This window comes from Halobaculum sp. MBLA0147 (genome assembly GCF_041361345.1).
Lineage (GTDB): Archaea > Halobacteriota > Halobacteria > Halobacteriales > Haloferacaceae > JAHENP01.
In genome coordinates this window covers 337765-357605 of sequence record NZ_JBGKAD010000002.1, presented here as the reverse complement: position 1 = coordinate 357605, position 19841 = coordinate 337765, and the positions used below count along the sequence as shown (strand labels likewise).

17 protein-coding genes are annotated in these 19841 nt (G+C 68.7%); 11 read left to right on the top strand and 6 right to left on the bottom strand.

Annotated features, from left to right (window positions below; genetic code table 11):
* Positions 1-77 precede the first annotated feature (77 nt).
* Positions 78-923 (bottom strand): DUF7344 domain-containing protein, encoded by an 846-nt coding sequence (locus RYH80_RS16035; protein WP_370905027.1) that lies wholly within the window; start codon positions 921-923, stop codon positions 78-80.
* A gap of 417 nt (positions 924-1340) precedes the next feature.
* On the opposite strand from RYH80_RS16035, the gene RYH80_RS16030 reads away from it, so the two are divergent.
* From RYH80_RS16030 to RYH80_RS15995, 8 genes are all read left to right on the top strand, one after another.
* The gene (locus RYH80_RS16030) at positions 1341-2216 is read left to right on the top strand and encodes a SipW-dependent-type signal peptide-containing protein (protein WP_370905026.1); all 876 of its coding nucleotides are present in this window, start codon (positions 1341-1343) and stop codon (positions 2214-2216) included.
* A gap of 142 nt (positions 2217-2358) precedes the next feature.
* On the top strand, positions 2359-3789 hold the full coding sequence (locus tag RYH80_RS16025; protein ID WP_370905025.1) for a vWA domain-containing protein: 1431 nt from the start codon (positions 2359-2361) through the stop codon (positions 3787-3789).
* 189 nt (positions 3790-3978) lie between these two features.
* A complete protein-coding gene (locus RYH80_RS16020) occupies positions 3979-5688 on the top strand; it encodes a SipW-dependent-type signal peptide-containing protein (RefSeq protein ID WP_370905024.1) in 1710 nt (569 codons plus the stop codon).
* A gap of 434 nt (positions 5689-6122) precedes the next feature.
* On the top strand, positions 6123-6938 hold the full coding sequence (locus RYH80_RS16015; RefSeq protein ID WP_370905023.1) for a hypothetical protein: 816 nt from the start codon (positions 6123-6125) through the stop codon (positions 6936-6938).
* Positions 6925-7548: a hypothetical protein gene (locus RYH80_RS16010; RefSeq protein ID WP_370905022.1), complete on the top strand. Its 624-nt coding sequence runs from the start codon at positions 6925-6927 to the stop codon at positions 7546-7548. Before RYH80_RS16015 ends, RYH80_RS16010 begins: the two co-directional genes overlap by 14 nt.
* Entirely contained in the window at positions 7545-8927 is a 1383-nt protein-coding gene (locus RYH80_RS16005; RefSeq protein ID WP_370905021.1) for a signal peptidase I, read from the top strand. Before RYH80_RS16010 ends, RYH80_RS16005 begins: the two co-directional genes overlap by 4 nt.
* A complete protein-coding gene (locus RYH80_RS16000; RefSeq protein ID WP_370905020.1) occupies positions 8924-10408 on the top strand; it encodes a midas domain-containing protein in 1485 nt (494 codons plus the stop codon). The genes RYH80_RS16005 and RYH80_RS16000 overlap by 4 nt, the downstream gene beginning before the upstream one ends.
* The gene (locus RYH80_RS15995) at positions 10408-10545 is read left to right on the top strand and encodes a hypothetical protein (protein ID WP_370905019.1); all 138 of its coding nucleotides are present in this window, start codon (positions 10408-10410) and stop codon (positions 10543-10545) included. The genes RYH80_RS16000 and RYH80_RS15995 overlap by 1 nt, the downstream gene beginning before the upstream one ends.
* A gap of 346 nt (positions 10546-10891) precedes the next feature.
* On the opposite strand, the gene RYH80_RS15990 is transcribed toward RYH80_RS15995, so the two are convergent.
* Positions 10892-11638 carry a CPBP family intramembrane glutamic endopeptidase gene (locus RYH80_RS15990; protein ID WP_370905018.1) on the bottom strand — a complete coding sequence of 249 codons (747 nt, stop codon included), beginning with the start codon at positions 11636-11638 and terminating at the stop codon, positions 10892-10894.
* Positions 11635-12219, bottom strand: coding sequence for a TetR/AcrR family transcriptional regulator (locus RYH80_RS15985; protein ID WP_370905017.1), 585 nt, complete (start codon positions 12217-12219; stop codon positions 11635-11637). Before RYH80_RS15985 ends, RYH80_RS15990 begins: the two co-directional genes overlap by 4 nt.
* Positions 12220-12334: 115 nt before the next feature.
* Between RYH80_RS15985 and RYH80_RS15980 the strand changes: the two genes are divergently transcribed.
* Positions 12335-13174 carry a GIDE domain-containing protein gene (locus tag RYH80_RS15980; RefSeq protein ID WP_370905016.1) on the top strand — a complete coding sequence of 280 codons (840 nt, stop codon included), beginning with the start codon at positions 12335-12337 and terminating at the stop codon, positions 13172-13174.
* A 311-nt stretch (positions 13175-13485) separates the two neighbouring features.
* Here RYH80_RS15980 and RYH80_RS15975 read toward each other — a convergent pair whose 3' ends face one another.
* Positions 13486-14868 carry an ATP-binding protein gene (locus tag RYH80_RS15975; RefSeq protein ID WP_370905015.1) on the bottom strand — a complete coding sequence of 461 codons (1383 nt, stop codon included), beginning with the start codon at positions 14866-14868 and terminating at the stop codon, positions 13486-13488.
* Positions 14869-15033: 165 nt separating this feature from the next.
* Positions 15034-15795 (bottom strand): CPBP family intramembrane glutamic endopeptidase, encoded by a 762-nt coding sequence (locus tag RYH80_RS15970; RefSeq protein WP_370905014.1) that lies wholly within the window; start codon positions 15793-15795, stop codon positions 15034-15036.
* Positions 15796-16205: 410 nt separating this feature from the next.
* On the opposite strand from RYH80_RS15970, the gene RYH80_RS15965 reads away from it, so the two are divergent.
* Both RYH80_RS15965 and RYH80_RS15960 read left to right on the top strand, forming a co-directional pair.
* On the top strand, positions 16206-16667 hold the full coding sequence (locus tag RYH80_RS15965; RefSeq protein ID WP_370905013.1) for a DUF2267 domain-containing protein: 462 nt from the start codon (positions 16206-16208) through the stop codon (positions 16665-16667).
* Positions 16668-16743: 76 nt separating this feature from the next.
* A complete protein-coding gene (locus RYH80_RS15960) occupies positions 16744-18147 on the top strand; it encodes a sodium-dependent transporter (protein WP_370905012.1) in 1404 nt (467 codons plus the stop codon).
* Between the two features lie 20 nt (positions 18148-18167).
* On the opposite strand, the gene RYH80_RS15955 is transcribed toward RYH80_RS15960, so the two are convergent.
* Positions 18168-19688 carry an SLC13 family permease gene (locus RYH80_RS15955; protein ID WP_370905011.1) on the bottom strand — a complete coding sequence of 507 codons (1521 nt, stop codon included), beginning with the start codon at positions 19686-19688 and terminating at the stop codon, positions 18168-18170.
* Positions 19689-19841: the final 153 nt, after the last annotated feature.

Genomic DNA, 19841 nt, shown 5'->3' with positions numbered 1-19841 from the left:
CGTCACTCGTCAGTCGTGTCCGAACTACTTCCGAAGAAGAGAACCGTCCGCCACCCGCTCTCGGGAACTGACAGTCGTCACCGGGATCTGCGTCCGTCGAGGTCGTCCGCGTCCTCGTTCGGCGCTCCGCGGTCCCCGGCCGGGCCGCCGCCGTCGGCTCTGCTCGCGGTGGGGTCACCGATTGTCGTCTGTCGTCCGCCGTCACCCGTCCTCCGTCCACCCTCTCCCGTCGTCTCTCCACCTGCTCCCGTCGTTTCTCCACCCGCTCCCGTCGTCTCCCCGCCGTCGCGAGAGACGTTCACCGAGATCTCCGTCCAGACGCGGCCGAACCGGTCGCCGAGCCGCCGCAGGTCGGCGAGCAGCCACGCGAGTCCCCGCAACCCACCGACTGGGGCGGCGAACAGTTGGTACAGTGTCGAGACGGCGAAGAGGACGAGCGCGCCGCTCGCCCACAGCAGCGGGTCGACGCGGCCGACCACCGGGAGTTCCGCCAGGGCGGCGACGACGAGACAGAGGCCGCCGATCCCGAGGCCACGGTAGTACTCCCCCCAGGTGACGCCGACGGGTGTGACCGTGTCCATGTACCGGACCAGGTCGCGCACCTCCGCACGCACGAGTACCCGCTTGCGCACGGGGTCGTAGTCCACGAAGCCGTGGCCGGCCAACGTCGGGAGGTGTGTCTGGTGGAGCGCGTTGTAGACACTCCGCCGGAGCGGCCGCGGGGCGGGCGTCTCGCCCGCCTCCGCCGCCGCCACGCGTTCCGACAGCTCTCTGAGCGCCACCGGCTCGCCACCCGGCCGTCGAGCGAGGACGCGGAGCGTCTCGCACCGCCGCTGGCTGCTCAACAGGTGGTGCGCGTCCGTCTCTCGTAGGGTGGTCGCTCTCGTCACGTCCGTACGGACGAGCAGTCGGGTCTTGGCCATGCACTCCCAGACCGATCGACTGGGTGTGGCTGCCCGACGGCACCGCGAGCCACCACCGCGTGGTACGGCACGGCTGAGTCGTGGTCCGACGCGCGGACGGCGAGGCTCGGACCCCGTTCCGGTCGGTCTCGGCGACACTACAGAGCGACAGGCGGACGCTGCAGGGCCTCCCAGCGGGCGTACAGAGCCCCTGACCACGTCCGGAACGGTGGTACGGAGTAGCCGACCGACCGCCAGGGGACCGGTACGGAGCCCCCGACACACGGCCGAAAGACCCCGAATATCGGGGTTAGAGAGCCTGACGAGCCGTCATCGGCCGGATGCACCGGGTTGAATCGGATCATAGCTAATCCAGTACCCAGCCACGGGACGTGTATCCCGGGACGGTCGGACGGACGGCCGCCGGGGAGTACGACCATGACAGACGACGAACCCCGACTGTACGACCTCTCGCGGCGGAAGATGCTCGCCGGCCTCGGTGCCGTGGGCCTCGCCTCCGCGGGCGCAGGACTCGGTACGAGCGCGTTCTTCTCCGACACCGAAGAACTCGAGAACAACAGCCTCACCGCGGGCACCCTCGACATGTCCGTGACTGCCAGCATCGTGGCCGCCAACGACTTCTGGGCCGACCAGGAGTCGTTCCAGCTGGGCGCGTCCACGACCGCAGACGGCCAAGACGCCGTCGTCGGCCTGGTGGTCGACGACGCCAAGCCAGGCGACTGGGGGATCGTCTGCTGTGAGATCGAGGTCCTCGACAACCCCGGCTACGTGCAAGTGTGCACGGAGGAGTTCGCGGAGGCGGGCGGTGCGAACCCCGAGCCCGAACGAGAGGCCGAGGGCGACACGAACAATAGCGCGGACCTGGGCGAGTTCCTCCTGTCGACGGTGTGGCAGGACTACGCCGGCCCGACGGACGGCTCCACGGGCGGCACGAAGACGGACCTCACGAACCTGGACCCGGTGTTCAACAACGCGAGTGACCTGCTCGGACTCACCTACGCCGACCCCGACCTGGACGGCGTCGTGGACGCCGACCAGCACCACACCACCGCCCGGGAGGCCAACGCCGTTCTGGACGTGAACGACGGTGGGTACATCGTCAAGGACGACCAGGGGATGCCGCTCGCCATCGGTGGCGTCGACGGCGACTCGTACGTGTTCTACCTGCTGCTGGAGATCCCGTACGAGGTGGGCAACGAGATCCAGGGTGACAGTCTCTCGTTCGACCTCGTGTTCAAGACGGAGCAGGTCCGGAACAACACGGACCCGTTCAACAACACCGTCGCGAACTGAGTGGTCGCCAGCGGGGTGACCGACTCGGCGGCGACCCGAGTGGACTGACGACCGACGACGGCCGGGCGGAACCCCGGCGACACCGGCGGGCGACGGCAGCGGCGTCGTCGAGACACGCCGCGACAACACAACGACACACGACATGACAGACACGAACGGGCTGGGGCGACTCAGCAGACGGAAGGTGCTCGCGGGCGTCGGTGCCGTCGGACTCGCGTCCGCCGGCGCCGGGCTCGGCACGAGTGCGTTCTTCTCCGACGAGGAGGAGTTCCGAGGCAACCAGGTCACGGCCGGCGAACTCGACCTGAAGCTCGACTACAAGTCGACGTACTCCGGCGGCGAGGGACGGCTGGCACAGATCAAAGCGATGGGCTACCCGGAGGCCGAGGATCTCGGCGACGGGACGTACCTGCTCGGGCAGGCACCGTCGCCGGCGGACATGCAGGACTGGGCCGACCTCGTCCAGGCGGAGGGCGACCAGGCGTTCGACTTCTGTAGCCCCGCGGCCGACGAGTTCCTCGTCAACGGCGACGAGGTGCCGATCTTCACCCTCTCGGACGTGAAGCCGGGCGACACGGGCGAGGTGACGATCAGTCTCCACCTCTGTGACAACCCGGGGTACGTCGAACTGTTCGGCGCGATCACCGGCGAGGGCGACAACGGCCAGAACGACCCGGAGATCGACGCGGAGGGGATCGACACGGACGACGTGAGTGAACTCCCCGACGAGATCCAGGTGTGTGTCTGGTACGACGAGGACTGTGACAACGTCTTCGAGCCGACCGGCACGGGCGAGCGCAACGAACTCGAAGTCGCCCTGGTCAGCGACACCTCCGGCTCGATGCGCCAGGAGATCAACGACCTGATCGCGGCGGCGACGGACTTCGTCGACAACCTCTCCTCGCCGGACGAGGCGGCGGCAGTCTCGTTCAGCAGCGGTGCGAGTCTCGACCAGGAGTTGACGACGGACTACCAGGCCGTCAAGGACGCCATCGACGACTACACCGCCGGTGGCACCACGAACATGACCGCCGGGATCGACACGGCCGAGGCCGAACTGCTCGGCGGCACGAACGCGACGGCGGGCGCCTCGAAGGTGATGATCGTCCTCTCGGACGGCTCGCCGAACAGTTCGAGTTCCGCCGCGGCCGCCGCGGCCGACGCCCGCAACGCGGGCATCCGGATCTTCACCATCGCGCTGGGCGCCGGTGCCGCAGCCGGGTTCCTGGAGACGCAGATCGCCTCCAGCCCGGACGACGCCTTCGTCGCGCCGGACCCCGCGGACCTCGACACGGTCTACGGGGAGATCGCGGAGGTCGTCCTCGCGGGTGAACAGAAGATCGCCGAGGGCACGATGCGGGAGGTGTTCGAGGAGTTGAGCGAGCGGATCAGCCTCGACGGCTCTCGCGTCGAGTCCGGCGTCCAGCCGTACCCGGGGAACACGACCCAGTGTATCGGCTTCGAGTGGGAGCTCCCGTTCACCTCGGGCAACGAGACGCAGTCCGACAGCGTGAGCTTCGAGATCGGCGCGACGGCGGTCCAGGCGCGCAACACGACGCCGCCGTCCGCCTGAGCGACCGGTCACACGGATCCCGACGAACCGACGGGCCACGTAGGTCCGTCGGCGGTGGGGGTCGGAACGACTGCCGACCCTTCGGGGATCGGCTGTGGTGCAGACCCGAACGACCACCGGTGCTCCGAGGACCGGCTGCGGTGCAGAACCGAGCGGCGACCACGAATCACGAACCACACGACACATCACATGACAGACACGAACGGAATCGGACGACTCAGCAGACGGAAGGTGCTCGCGGGCGTCGGTGCCGTCGGACTCGCGTCCGCTGGCGCCGGGCTCGGCACGAGCGCGTTCTACTCCGACCGCGAGGAGTTCCAGAACAACGAGGTGGTCGCGGGCGAACTCGACCTCCTCGTCGACTGGCAACAGACGTACACCGCGAACGGACAGACGGCGTTCGTCAACGCACACCCCGACCACGACGACGACGGCGAACAGTCGATCAGACTTCCCGACGGCAGCGTCCGGCGGTACACGGACGACGCCGGGCTAGAGGGGCCGGACGACAACGGCCGCAACGTCGACGTGCTCGACTGTGACAACATCCCGCCGCTGTCGGAGGCAACCTTCGGCACGGATCCGACGACCGGGGCGCCCCAGGAGGCGCTGATCGACCTCGGCGATGTGAAGCCGGGCGACGAGGGCGAGGTCACCTTCAGTCTCCACCTCTGTGACAACCCGGGCTACATCTGGATGCAGGCCGACGACGTCTCCGAGAGCGAGGGGCTGAACACGGACAGCGAGGCGGCCGTCGACGAGACGGACGGGCCGGACCTCGCCAGCAACATCGAGGTGGAGATGTGGTACGACGAGGACTGTGACAACGTCCGCGACGAGGCGGAGCCGGTGGACATCATGCTCACACTGGACTTCTCCGGCTCGATGCTGTACGACCAGTACGGTGGCGTCGTCAGCGACGACGAGATCACCATCGACGGCACGACCTACCAGGAGACCACCCGGATCGACCTCGTGGAACTCGGCGCCCGGCAGTTCGTCGAGTACCTCGACCAACAGAGCCCGGACTTCCAGGTCGGCGTCGCCTACTTCGACGGCGAGGGCAGCGACGACACCAATCCGCGGACGGGCGTGCTCCAGTCGCTCACGTCGGACCTGAGCGTCGTCGACGCGGCGTTGTCGGGGCTCCGACAGAAGCTGGCGGACCTGGTGACGGGGCCGGAACCCTCGACGCCGGGCGACGGCGACGGGAACCCGAACCCGAACGCGAACGCGTCCAACATCGCCACGGGCACGTTCATCGGCGAGGGTGTCCAGGACGCACAGAGCGAGTTGGCGAGCAACGGCCGGCCGGGCGTCCGGGCGGCGAACGTCACGCTGTCGGACGGCTCGAACTTCTCGGGGCAGGGGCCCAACACCCCGGTGGACCCGACGGACGCGGCCGACGACGCTCGCGCGGCGAGTCCCGCACCGGCGACGGACCTGTACACCGTCTCCGTGGCGAGCGCCGACGAGGCGACGCTACAGGCGATGGCCGGGCAGGCCGGGACGGCGGGTAACGACCCGAACTTCTTCTTCGACGTGGACGATCCCGCGGTGCTCCCGGCGGTGTTCGGGCTGCTCGCGGGGCAGTTCGTGCCGGAGAAGGTGATCGTCGCGGACACGCTCGACAACGTCCTGGCGGCGCTGTCCTCCGGGAACGGGATCCCCCTGGACGGCAACCGCGCGACGCTGTACGACGAGTTCGACGACGCCGCGACCGACGAGGACCGCGAGCCGTTCGTGGGCGCCGGCATCCAACACTGCCTGGCGATGTCGTGGGAACTCCCGTTCGAGGTCGGCAACGAGGTGCAGGGCGACGACGTCGCGTTCGACCTAGCGTTCTACACCGAGCAGGCCCGGAACAACGACGGTGGGGGGCCGTCCGTCGCGGTCTGATCGACGGCGCCGTCGCGCCCGGTGACACGATCACCGGCGTCGACGGCCACGATCCGAGTCCCCCTGGGGCCTCCGTCCCGGTACGGACACCGTACCGTGACCGGACGAGACGTCGAACCCTGGCCTCGGGGCCGGACACCGCGACGAGAGCGACTCTCGCGGCCGGAGACCTCGACGGCAGGGTACACCCGACGCGGTTCGGTCCGGTCACCGGACCGGACGGCAGTGGGTGTATACCTAATCTCTCGGGGGACGACTGGACCGGTGAGGAAGACCGGAGGGACGGGAGGAGGAACCGAGAATGGACGAGAACGGACGATAGACGAGACGCGGAGGGAGAGAGACGAGAAGGGACGAGATCGAAGCGAGACCGGGACAGCGCGGAGACGGGGTCGGATCGGCCGGCCGGCGTCGGCGCGAGCCGACGAGGCACCATGCAACTCACACGCCGCACACTGCTGACCGCCGTCGGGTTGGGATCACTGGGGGTCGGGACGGCCACCCTCGGACAGCCACGGCGACGGTTCAGTGACTACACCTACGCACAGACGAGTGACCTCCCGGAGTCGGTGGTCCGGGTCGCCTGGTACGAACGCTACAACGGCGTCTTCCAGGAGCGACAGAACGGCACCACCGATCCCGGGTCGAACGAGACACTCGATCCGGAGACGGCGCCGGCGTACGTCGACGACGTCGCCACGACCGCCGACGGGCCCGTGCTCTCGTTGACGGGGTTGCTCCCGGGCGACGACGGCGTCGTCGTGGTCGGCCTGGAGACGGAGCCGACCGACGACCTACTCGCGGACGAGATCGACGTGTACCTCAAGACGACGGTGACAGACGACGAGGAGGTCGAACTCCTCGATCCCGAGCGCGCCGCGGGTGACACCACGGCGGACGACGGCGAACTCGACGACGAACTCCTCGTGACCGTGTGGCGGGACGGCTCGCCGCTGGGGACCTGTGACGGCGACGTGGACTTCGCAGAGACCGTGACGGTGCCCGAGCAGCCCGCCAGCGTGGCGTTGGGGGCCGACGGCGCCGGCGCCGACGCCGGTGTGAAGGTCGTGACCGGGTTGACACCCGGCGCGCCACGGTGTGTGTCCATCGCGTGGACGTTCCCGTTCGAGTCGGCGACGAACCGCTCACAGGGGGACACGCTGGGATTCGACGCCGTCTTCGCGGCGGTGCCGGCGGGCGCGACGAGTCCGTTCGCGACGACCGGGGGTGAGACCAGTGCAGCTCGGTAGACGCCGTCTGTTGGCGGGGCTCGTCGTCGGGACGGCAGCGCTCGGCGGTGCCGGCACCGGCGCCGTCGTCCGCGACCGGGAGGCGGTCGGGAACGCCGTCGACGCCAGCCAGTTGGACGTGCGGGTCGCCTACTGGACGGACACGGACGCCGGTGTCGACCCGGCGACCCCCGACGGCGTCGTCGACGGACCGACGGTGACGCTCCCGGCCGTCGAGTTGACGGATGCGAGCACGACAGCGACCGTCGTCCTCGAAGTGGGACCAGTCGACGATTACGACCGGCCGGTCGCGCTGTCGTTGCGGGCGACGGCGCCACAGACGCAGGTCTCGGAGACGGTTCGGGTCCGAGTGTCGGCGGCGACCGCAGACGGGACGCCGACGCAGACGCTCGCGTCGGACACGCTGTCCGGCTTCGCGCAGTCGACACCACTCGCACTCGACGACGGCAGCGGGTCGAACGGCTGTGTCGTCGGCCCGGTGACGCTGGCGTTCGAGTTCGACCCGGCGGGGTTCGTCGGGGAGGCGGCGGTGGACCTGACGCTCACCGTCGACGCCCAGCAGTGCGTGCCACCGACGGCCGCGCTGAGCGAGCCGAGGTGGTCCCGGTGACGCGGCTGTCGACCGAGGAGCCGCGGGACCCGCGGGTGACTGCACGCCGAGCCGCGACGGTCGGTGGCACCATCCTCCTCCTGGCCGTGGTGCTCCCGTTCGTCGTGTTCGCACTCCCGCAGTTGATCGGCGCGAACTACGGCTTCGTGATCCTCTCGGGGAGCATGGAGCCGGCGCTGTCGACCGGCGACGTGGTGATCGTCGACGCCGGGACGGCGGTCGGCGTCGGGGACGTGATCACGTTCCGCGACGGTCGCGACGTACCGACGACCCACCGCGTGGTGGAGGTCGTCGACGGTGCCTACCTGACGCAGGGTGACGCCAACGAGAACCCCGATCCCGGACTCGTCTCCCCCGCCGACGTACTCGGCGAGGTGACGCTGTCGATCCCGCTGATCGGGTACGTGATCCTCTGGGCGAACACACCGCTCGGCTACGTCGCGTTCGTGGTCGTCCCCCTGCTCCTGTTGGGTGCCTCGGAGCTGTACGGGTGGGTCCGGAGCGACGACGGGAGCGAGAGCGACGACGGCGCCGGGAGTGACGACAGCGTCGGGAACGGCGCGGCGACGGAACTCGACGACACCGTCGGGAACGGCGCGACGACGGGAGTCGACGACGGCGCCGGGAGCGACGCCGTAGCCGGCGTCGACGATGCGACGGCGACACCGAGCACGGACGGCGGTTCGGTCTCGTCGGCGTCGACCGAACAGGCGGCGACGGCGCGTTCGGTCGAGACGGCGGAATCGGCCGCGACGCAGTCGGCCGAGGAGACGGAGACGGAGGCCGCGACGGTGTCGGTCGCAGAGACGGACCTGACGCTGAGTGCGCTCGCGGCCGGGAGCCTCGCCGCGTACGCGGGGTGGAACGTGTACGGGTCGGTGTCGGTCGGCTCGGCACCGGACCCGGTCGCGGTCGCGGCGGCGACGGCGGGACTGTTCGGCACGCTCGCGGCGGCGTACGTCACCGTCGACGGGCGTCGCCGAGCGAGTGCGGCCCGCACGGCAGTCGCCGCCGTCACGGAAGGAGCAGCGGCTGCCCCCGCGACGGACGAGCGCGGAGACGAGACTCCCGCAGACGAGACTCCCGCAACCGGGACGCCAGCGGACGAGTCGATCGCCGACCCGTCGACGGCAGTGTCCGAGATCGTCGAGGCGGCGGAACCCGACGCTCGCGGCGGTCACGAGGGGGCGGACCCGCTCGCCGACCGCGGCGAGTTCGGGGCGCCAGCCGACCGAGACGACGAGAGTCCAGTCGACGGCGAGATCGAGACGGGGGTCGAGAACGGGCACGGCGACGAGTTCGAGATGGTCGCCGAGGCCGAAGCTGTCGAGGGCGAGGACGACCTCGACGACCGATCTCGGGACGGTGAGTCGTCGTGAACCGGATCGCGACGGTGTTCCTGGTGGCGCTGGTCGTCGTCGCGGCGGCCACGGCGGGCGCGGGCGTCGGGAGCCTCGCGCTCGTGAGTGACGCCGAGACGGCCGTCCAGCCGGTGACGGTGGACATTGCACCCGCCCCCTCGCCGACGTCCCTGGGCAACGTGTCGGCGGACGGCGACGACACGGACGAGGAACGACTCGGCGACGACGAGAAGATGCCCGTCAACGTGCTAGACAACAACGAAACCGACTCTGGCGACGAGAAGACGCCCGTCGACGTGCCAGACGACAACGATACCGACTCTGGTGACGAGAAGACGCCCGTCGAACCCGCGCCAGACGGCAACGAAACCGACTCTGGTGACGAGAAGACGCCCGTCGAACCCGCGCCAGACGGTAACGAGACCGACACTGGTGACGACGAGGAGACGCCCGTCGAACCCGCACCGGACACGAACGGTGAGACGGACGACGAGGCAGAGTCCGAGGGCGAGACCGACGACAGTGGTGACACCGACGAGGCAGGCGGCGAGGACGAGAGAGATTCGGACGACTCTGAGGTGGACGAGAGCGGTGACGAGACCGACACGTCCACACCGGCCGACGACGAGTCCGACGCGTCTGCAGACGGCGAGTCTGGCGAAGATGTCGACGACGAGTCCGACGAGACCGCCGACGACGGCGAGCAGGTCGACGAGACAGAGTCGGACGCGGACGACTCCGACGACGGCACGGACGCAGACGACACCCCAGGCGCCGATACCGACGAGGACGGTGGCGACGAGGACGGTGGCGACACGGACACGTCCGAGACACCCGCCGAGGAGTCCGATTCGGACACGGCCACGGAGTCTCCGGCGGACGAAGACGCGGACGACGCGCCGGACGACGAGTCCGACACGACGGAAGCCGGTGACGGTGACGCCACCGACGGTGGCGACGACGAAGCGGCTTCAGACGACGAGAGTGGTGACGACGGATCGGCCGGTGAGGAGTCCGCCGACGCAGACGAAGCGAGCGAAGAGACCGAGACGAGCGGCTCCACCGACGGCTCCGCAGACGACTCCACAGACGAATCGGCCGACGACACCGCCGACGACTCTACAGATGACTCTACCGAAGACGCCGCGGACGAGTCTGTAGACGACTCGGCTGGCGAGTCCGTCGACGACTCCAGCGCGGACGACTCTACGGACGAATCGGCCGACGACTCCACAGACGAGTCCGCGGGTGACTCCGACGGCAGTGACTCTGCGGGGACCGAGAGTCCCGGTGACGACGGCGACGACGCGACGACGACCGACGACGCCAGCGGCGCCGAGGAGACGGGTGACTCCGCGACAGACGGGAACGACGACGGAGACACCGACACGGCCGCCGAGTCGGACGAGAGCGACGGGACCACCGAGACTGCAGAAAACACGGAGACGACCGAGACCACCGAGACGACGGACGGTGAACCGGAGACGAACACCGGCTGATGGCGAAGCCTCGCGGCTGGTTGCGGCTCCCCGGAACCGAGCCGGACGCGCCGCGACGGAACGTCCTGGTCTGGTTGCTGTACCTCTACGTCGTCGCGCTCGTCCTCGGACTCCTCTACTCCGTCGGGGCGTTCTGACGGTGTTCGGCCTGCGTCGAAGCCGTCAGCTTCCTATCGTCGAGCGTCCGTCCTACGACCAGTTCGCGATACCGTGACCGGCAGCTCGACTGCACGCCGGTCGATCACTCCGAGACGTGGTTCCCGAACTCGACGACGACGGTGTCCCTCGGGCGTGGCGGCACGCAGTCGGCGGCGTGATCGCGTCACTGCCGACGGCCACGGTGTCGAACTGGCTACCGAACTCGGGAGCGACGGCCGTCGGGCGGTGAGTGACGACCGAGACGAGCGTGTCGCGACCGCTTCGTCGGGGCCGGGGACTGCGGGGAGCACCTCGTGGAGCCCCTCCGCTCGTTCCTAGCAGTACTCACGAGAGAGTCACCAAGACGGCGACGTAGGGGCCGGCGTTGAACAGCGCGTGGACGGTGAACGGGACCACGACGTTGTCCGTCGCCTCGTACACCGAGCCGAACACGATCCCCATCGCAGTGTAGTAGACGGCACCGCCGACGAACGGTGGCGTACCGATCCCGAGCGGCCAGACGTGGAACCACGCGAAGCAGAGTGCCGTGACGCCGACGGCGCCGGCACTGCCGACGACCGAGCGCAGGTACGTCTGAACCGTACCACGGAAGAACCACTCCTCGACCGCCACGGTCACTCCGGAGAACACGACGAGTGAGACCACACCGACCAGCACGGACTCCGGTGTCACGGCACCCGCGTCGACACCCGCGAAGTGTGCGAACGCCGGCGCGAACGTCGTCGTGCCGACGACGTACGCCCCGAACGTGAGGTACGCGACGACGACACCACCGGCCACGTACCCGAGGTCGGTGACACTCGGCGGGCTCACCTCGACGGGACGCCCTCGGACCGCGAAGAACCCACCGAGACCGACGACGAACGGGACGAACACCGTCGCGAGTCGCCAGCCGATCTCCGACAGGGACCCAGCGGGTGGGCTCGTGAACTCGACGAGACCGTACTGTACGACGGTGACGCCACCGGTGAGGGCCACGACCAGTCCGAGCGCCAGAGCGGGTCCGTCGCGGACGATCTCCGGTCCGCCCGTGCGGCTCCGGTTCGCGGCCTCCTCCGTCGAGTCCGTCACGGACCCACCTCCGGGGGCTCCGCCACGTACAGGTCGTCGAGGACGTGAGCCGTGAGACTCTCTGCGAGCGGGTCCAGCGACAGGTCCAACGCGCTTCGAACCGCCGCGGAGTCGGTCGCCGACGCCAAGAACGTCGCCACCCGTCTCGGGTCGTCGGTCTCGAACACCCCAGACGCCACACCGTCCTCGATCACGTCGGTCACGTGATCGACGTACGTGTCGACGTACGACACGAGGGCGGCCTGTACGGGTCCGGGCCGTGCTCCGGCGACGACGAGTTGAATCCCCGGTGGGGCGGTCAGCTCGCGTACCGCCTCTGCCATCTCGAACTGACGCCGGACGACGGCGGCGAGCCGTTCCTCCGGCGGTCCGTCGTGTGACGCCAGTGTCTCCGACAACTGCTCTCGGAGACTGTCGATCAGTGCCACGAGCAACTCCTCTTTCGTCTCGAAGTGGTAGTGAATCCCCGCACTGGTGACTCCGACCGCCTCCGCGACTCTGTTCGTCGTCAACGAGTCGTAGCCCTCTTCGACGAGAATCTCGCGCGCCGCCTCGAGTATCTGTGTTCGTCGGTCGCTCATGCTGTTCGTGTCGATCACTTAGTTACCACTAACTAAACCGTTGCGGTGTCGAGGACACCGAGCGCTCGCCTGCGGCTTCGTAGAGTTGAGGTTCGGCCGGAGACTACCGGATCTCGTGATCACTGGAGAGGCGATTGCCGCCGTGGTGTTTCTCGGCGTGGCACTGTTGCTGCCGGCCTCCGTGATACTCTACAAGGGTCGGCGGTACCGCGAGCGGTACCGTCTCGTGAGAGACACGTCGGAACTGGCGGCCACGACGGGTCGGCCAGACGAGCCAGTCTTCGTCACCGGACCCGTGGGCGCCGACACCAGTGTCACCGGACCCGTCTCGGATGAGGCGGCCGCGTTCGTCGTCTGGTCGATCGAAGGCTGGCGAGACAGCGGCAAGCTCAAACAGTGGATGCCGGGCGCACACGGCGTCCGGTGTGATCGACTCCGTGTCGAGACGGACGACGGGAGTGTCGTCGTCTCCGTCACCTCGACCGCGTCGGGATCGAACTTCGGCGACAGACTCACCGGCTACGAGACGCTCGTCGGGGTCGACACCGCCGAAGCCCACGTCGAGATCGACGAGTTCGACTGTGACCGCGAGGTCGCTCCCGACGAGACGCCACCGGAGCGACTCCAGCGGCTCCGCGACGAGGTCGACGTCACCGAGCCGAGCGACACGTCGAACCTGATCGACCTCGGTCGCACCCACGGGACCCACCGCTACCGCGAACACGCCGTCGAGTCGGGCGAGCGACTCACCGTTCGCGGGACGCTCTCCACGCCCGCCGAGCCCGGAGAGGCACCCCGTGTCACCGAACCCGAAGACGACCCGTTGTTGATCAGCACACTCTCGCCGGACGAGTTGGCGAAGCGATACCGCCGTGCGTACTGGCGGTTGTTCTACGGACCACTCACCGTGATCGGACTCGTGTTGGCGGGTGCGTTGGTCCTCTTGTCGATCTGACTCGCGATCACTCGGTCACGTCGACGGCTCCGGTACAGTCGTGACTGTGAGACGGAGTCCCCGTGAGTGTCACGAGAGGGTTTCACAGCCACGGGTCACCGAGACTGTCGTCTCGGACGGACGGGGGCATCGTCTCGAACGGGACGGTCCACGAGGCGAAGTGGACACCGTCGGCACGGTCTGGTCGTCGGTGCGTTCGTACGCGGGCCGGCGAGAGTCCCCCAAGGTGGATGAATCCCCTCCGTCGGTGTCGTCGAGCGTCGCCGGTCGTGCGGCGGGGCCGCTACCACCGCGACGGCCGGGTCCGAGTCCTACAGTAACGCGCGAAGATCATCGAGCCCGAACAGCGACCAGTCGTCGCCGAGATCGTCCGCGAGACCGTCCACGAACCCACTCCGCGAGAACAACGCGAACGTCTCGTCGCGTGTGTCGGGTCCCCAACGGACGCGTTCGGCCGTCTCTCGGAGGTCGGACACGAGTGTGTGGCCGACGGGATCGCTCGTCCACTTGCACTCCCCGAACAGAATCCGGTCCGTGTCCGGGGCCAGTCCCACGATGTCGATCTCGTCTTCCCCGTACCACCACCGGCCGACCTCCGAGTACGGCGGGAGTTCGTCTCGACGGACTGCCTCCCACACGGCTTCTCGACAGATCCGCTCGAAGGTCGGTGCGACGTGGTCTGGGAGGGTCGGTTCGATCGACCGCTCGTAGACGACACCGGGCGCTTCCTCGATACTGGATCGGTTCGGCTCCACGAACCGGAACCAGAACCGGAGGAACTCGTCCGCGACGTGGTACCGCGACCGTTTGGACTGTTTCGGCGACGCCGTCACTGGGACCTCGCGATCGACCAGTCGGAGGCGTCGGAGAGTCTGGAGGTACTTCGACAGTGGGCCCGAGTCGATACCAGTCGCTCCGGCGACCTCGTTGGGCGTCGTGTGGCCGGTCGCGATCGCCTCGAGAACACTCGTGTACCGAGCCGGACTTCGTAGTTCCGTTCGAAGAAGGAACTCCGACTCGTTGTACAACACCGCCGTCGGTGAGAGGACGCTCTCTCTGACGTTCTCTCCGAGTGGACGGTCGTAGTCGAAGAGGGTGAGGTACATCGGGGTGCCGCCGGTGACGGCGAACGACCTGATCGCGTCCTCGATGTCGTACCCGACGACACTGCGAGCGGCTCTGAAGTCGAACGGTTCGAGGTCGATCTGTCCCGTACGGCGGCCGTACAGCGGACTCTCGTGGCCGAGAACCTCGGACTCCATCGTGCTCACACTGGAGCCACACAACACCAGCATCGAGTCTGTATCCACGAGTAATTCGTCGACGAACGACTGGAGGTACGACGGGAGCGAGTCGTTCTCGTCGACGAGGTACGGGAACTCGTCGACGGCGACGATCAGTCGTTCGTCGGCGAGCCGGTCGCCGAGGTACTCGAGTGCCTCGTCCCACCCGTCGATCCGCGGGACGCGGTCGTCGAAGTGTGTCGCGACCCGCTCGACGAACTTCTCGCGTTGCCGAAACTCGGACTCTTGTGCTGCGAGAAAGTAGATGTGTGGGCGGTCGGTACAGAACTCCTTCAACAGTGCCGTCTTTCCGACACGGCGTCGTCCGTACACCACGTAGAAGGCGTGCCCCGTCGACTCGAACGCTGTCTCGAGAGCGTCGAGTTCCGCCGAGCGGTCGTGAAAGGTCATACTCTGAATAATGATTATCGTGATAATGACTTATGCCTTCCTCCGCTCTGATGCCCTCCTCCGCCCTGCGATCATCACGGACGCGGGTCCGAGACGTACCCCCACACGGTCCGCGACGGGAGACGCCGGGAGCGGCTCGGTCAACCCTGTACAGAGACTGTCGTCTCAGACGAACGGGAGAATCGTTTCGAACGGGACGGTCCACGAGGCGAAGTGGAGCGCCGCCGGGACGACCAGGTTGTCGGTGCGTTCGTAGGCGAGTCCCCAGACGAGGCCAGGAACGACCGTCGACAGTCCCCACCGGAGTGCGCTCACGGAGCCCGGCGTGAGCAGCCCGACGAGGAAGTGCATGAACCCGAAGGCGAGTGCTCCGAGCAGGACGACGCCGACGGTGTCGAACGCCGCGCGGAGACGGCCGTGGACGATCCCACGGTACACCAGCTCCTCGGCCGGCGCGGCGAACAGCAGTTGCCACCCGATCGCGACCGGGAGGAGGTGGAGGTTCGCGACCAACGCCAACTCGCCGCCACCGGCACCGTGGTGTGCGGCGGGGCCGAGCACCGTCGTGAGCAGTTCACCGGCCCCGAGGCCGAGGTAGATCGTCAACGGCATCCCGAGCAGGAGCCACGCGACGCCCTCGACGGAGGGCCGTCGGACACGGACGAACCGCTCGCGGTCGCTGCGAGTGAGCAGGTACGCGACCGCGAATCCCGCGAACCCGACCTGGATGAGGGTGCCGGAGGCGTACTCGAACGCCTCCGTCCCGACGAGTCCGAGCGCGGCAGCCGTCGGGCGGGTGAACAGGATACCGACCACCCCGGCGACGAAGCCGCCCGTGGCGAGTCCGAACGCCGCGAGTGCGGTCCACGCGCGGGTCTCGGTCGGCACGTCGGGGAGTCGGTCGAGTCGTCGTGGGAGTGCCGTCACTGTGACCACCCCCGAGCGGGGCGAGTGAGCGGGCGCGTGTCGGTCTCGTGTGTAGTCTGCTGCCGTCGCCAAGGCGTCTGTCCCGGACCGGCTCGTGGATCGAACGTCGTCGACATCGGTAGTGACACACTGGGTAGGGCGTCGGATATACCCGTACGGCCGTTCGGGTCGTTTTCGACCGGTTGACGGCCGTACACCGTCTCTAGCGGCGGCTCGCCGGTTCGGGTGCGGGCTCCTGTACGGGGCGTACACCCCGCTCCCGGCGGGCCGTACATCCCCGTCTCCGCCGAGTTGTCACCTGCCGGTGGAGTGCTCGCCTCGGTCGGGTCGAGTCCCGACACCGTCGTCGCAGCGGCTGCGACGCGCGTGTGGCTTTATCGAGCCGCGTCTCGAATCGGGAGACGATCAGCATGGACTTCGACGAGTTCACTGGGACGGTCCAACACCGGCTCCAACTCCCGGGAACCGGGGAGTCGGTCAGAGCGACGCGAGCGGTGTTGACGACGCTGGGGCGACGGATCCCGGAGGGTAACGCCGCAGACCTGGCGGCGTCGCTCCCGATGGAGGTTCGTTGGTACCCGACCGGCGCGGTCGACGAACACGGGGAACGGTTCGACTGGCAGGAGTACGTCGCCCGTGTCGCCGAGATCGAGGGTGTCGACCCGCCGAAGGCGGCCTACCACGCCCAGGTGATCGTCGACCTGGTGGCAGAACTCGTCCCGCCGTCGGATCTCCAGCAACTCCGAGACCAACTCCCACCCGGCGAGGACGACGAGAACTGGCAGAAGCTGTTCACGATCGTCGACGCAGGCGGGTGGACCGAACGCGGAGAGTCGGATGCCGAGACCGTCGTCGACGAGTCGGACGGGTGAGTGGACGACTCGGAGTGAGTGGACACACCGCGCCGAGAGACACCCGTCGACCGTCGTCGGTCGATCACGCCCAGCCGTGACGACGGAACGGTGGTCGTCGCAGTTCGGATTCGTCCTCGCGACGGTCGGTGCCGCCGTGGGACTCGGCAACGTCTGGCGGTTCTCGGCGGTCGTCGGACAGAACGGCGGCGGGGCGTACCTCGTCCCGTACCTCGCGGCGGTCGTACTCTGTGCGGTCCCGATGCTAGTGTTGGAACTCGGTGTCGGACGACGACTCCGAACGGACCTCGTCTCGGCGTTCGGGACCGTCGGCCGGGAGTACCGGATGGTCGGGTGGGCGGTCCTCGGCGGCGTACTCCTGCTGGCGAGCTACTACCTGGTCCTCACCGGGTGGGTTCTCGGGTTCTTCGTCGGGTGGCTCGGTGGTGCGCGGACGACGTTCGCGGCGTTCGTCACCGGGTGGACCCCCGTCGCCGGCTTCCTCGCCGCGACCGCGATCACCGGCGTCGTCGTCTCGGGGGGCGTTCGGAGCGGAATCGAGCGACTCACGACGGTTGCGATGCCGACTGCGGCACTGTTGCTCGTCGGACTCGCGGTGTACGGGGCGACACTGTCGGGGTGGGACACCGCGGTCGCGTTCCTCTTCACGCCGCGACTCGCCGCGCTGACCGATCTCGGGGTCTGGAGCGCCGCGTTCGGACAGGTGTTCTTCTCGATGTCCGTCGGACAGGGAGTGATGCTCACCTACGGCAGCTACGTCACCGACGAGACGGACCTCCTCGAGTCGTCGGTCGTGGTCGTGGTCGCGGACGTCGCGGCGGCACTCGTCGCCGGACTGGTCGTGTTCCCGATCGTGTTCAGTTTCGGGCTCCAACCGACGCTGGGGACGGAGTTGGCGTTCACCACGCTACCGACCGCCTTCCGCGTGATGCCGCTCGGCCGGCTCGTCGCCGTCTGCTTCTTCGGACTACTCGCACTGGCTGCGCTGTCCTCGTCGGTCGCACTCCTCGAAGTCGGCGTCGCGGCGGCGGAGACGACGACCCGACTGTCACGGTCGGGCGCGACGGCACTCACGACGGCCGGAGTGGTCCTCGCCGGTGTCCCGTCGGCACTGAGCTACAGTCCGGTCGGGCTCACGGCCCTCGGTCGTCCGGTGTTGGACGTGATCGACGAGTCCGTCGGGACGTTCGCACTCCCGTTGTCGGCGCTGTGTCTGGTGGCCGTGTTCGTCTGGGTGGCGGACGACGACGCCACTCGGTCCGAACTCGGCCGTCTCTTCCCCGCCGTGAAGTACCTGATCCCGACCGTGTTGGTCGTCGTCGTCGCCGCGCGAGCGGGCGGCGTCACCGGACCGGCGTGGCGGCTCCTCCTCGGTCGCGCATCCGGAGACGGTGTGGCCGTGGTCGTCGCCGTACTGCTCGCCGGCCTCGCCGCGGCGGTCGCGTGGCTGTCACTCTCGCGGTTGCGTCGGACGGGGTGATCGTCCCTCGTCGCTCGCGACTACGGCGGGGCGAGTGCGATCGGGAGCCAGAGGTAGGTGGTCGCGACGAGCGCGGCGATGGCGAGTAGATTCAGCCAGAACCCCACTCGCGACATCTGTCCGGCAGTCACGTAGCCGCTCGCGAAGACGACCGCGTTCGGCGGTGTGGCGACCGGGAGCATGAACGCGAACGACGCCGCGAGCGCGACGGTCGCGGCGAGTGTGACCGGCGGAACCCCGAGCGACGGGCCGAGTGTGATCGCGATCGGGACGAACACCGCCGCAGTGGCCGTGTTGGACGTGACCTCGGTCAAGAACACGACGACTGCGGCGAACGCCGCGACGAGTCCGACCACCGGGAGTGTCCCCAGCCCGGCCAACGCTCGTGCGACGGCGGTATCGAGACCGCTCGTCTGCATGGCGTTCGCCAACGAGAGTCCACCGCCCAACAGCAGCAAGACTCCCCACGGGAGGCGGGCGGCGTCAGTCCACGTCAAGAGACGCCTGCGCTCGCCGTCGCCGGCCGGGACGACGAACAGCGCCACACCACCCGCGATCGCGACGACCGCGTCGGACGCGCCGGGGACCACCGGCGCGACCAGCACTGGCCGGAGCAGCCACCCGGCTGCGACGACGGCGACGACGGCGAGCACGCGCCGTTCGCCACGCGACGGCGGTCCGAGCGCCTCGCGGCGACGACGGAGCACCACCTCGGTACCCACGCCGTCCGGGAGTGTCGGACGGAGGAGTGCAGTCAGGAGTCCCCACGAGACCAGCAGGAACACCGCGGCGAGTGGGCCGGCGAACGACAGCCAGTCGAGGAACGTCACCTCGATCCCCAACTGCGACCCGACGACCCCGACGAAGACGGCGTTGGGTGGACTCCCGACGGGGGTCGCGACACCGCCGATGGAGGCGGCGTAGGCGATCCCCAGCATCGTCGCGAGTCCGAAGCGTGTCTGTGGGCTGCGCTTCGCACCGACCGTCCCGTCGACCGCCCCCGTGGAGACGTGGTCTTCACCGGACGCACTCGCGCCGAGCGCGTCGCCGTCGAGCGGGGTCTCGTCGGGCGGGATCTCGTCGGGCCGCCACGTGGCGTCCGGGTCGAGAGCGGCCGTAACTGCCGCTCCGACCGGGAGCATCAACATCGCGGTGGCGGAGTTCGACACCCACATCGAGAGCAGCGCGGTCGACACCATGATGCCGAGGAGGAGCCGGTCGGACTGGAGACCGACCGCGGTGACGACCGTCAGTGCGACCCGCCGGTGGACCCCCCAGCGCTCGATTCCGACCGCGAGGAGGAACCCGCCGAGCAACAGGAACACGACCGGGTCCGCGTACGGTGCAGTCGTCTTGGCGACACCCGTCACCCCGGTCGTCGGGAACAGTACCACCGGGAGGAGGCTCGTCGCCGGGATCGGGATCGCCTCCGTCACCCACCACGTCGCGAGCCAGAGCGTCCCCGCCAGTGTCGCGGTGGCGGCCGGCGAGAGGCCAAACGGAGACGCGAAGAGTGTCCACCCGAACGACAACGGCCCCACCAGGAGGCCGACGCGTTCCAGAGAGACGACACGACGAACGCGGCGAACGACTCCAGAACGACGGAGTGAACCCCAGTACCGGGCGACCACCCGACGGAGGCTACCGGGTGGTGCCACCGCCGACACTCCGGTCGGTGCAGTCGGTCGTCGTCA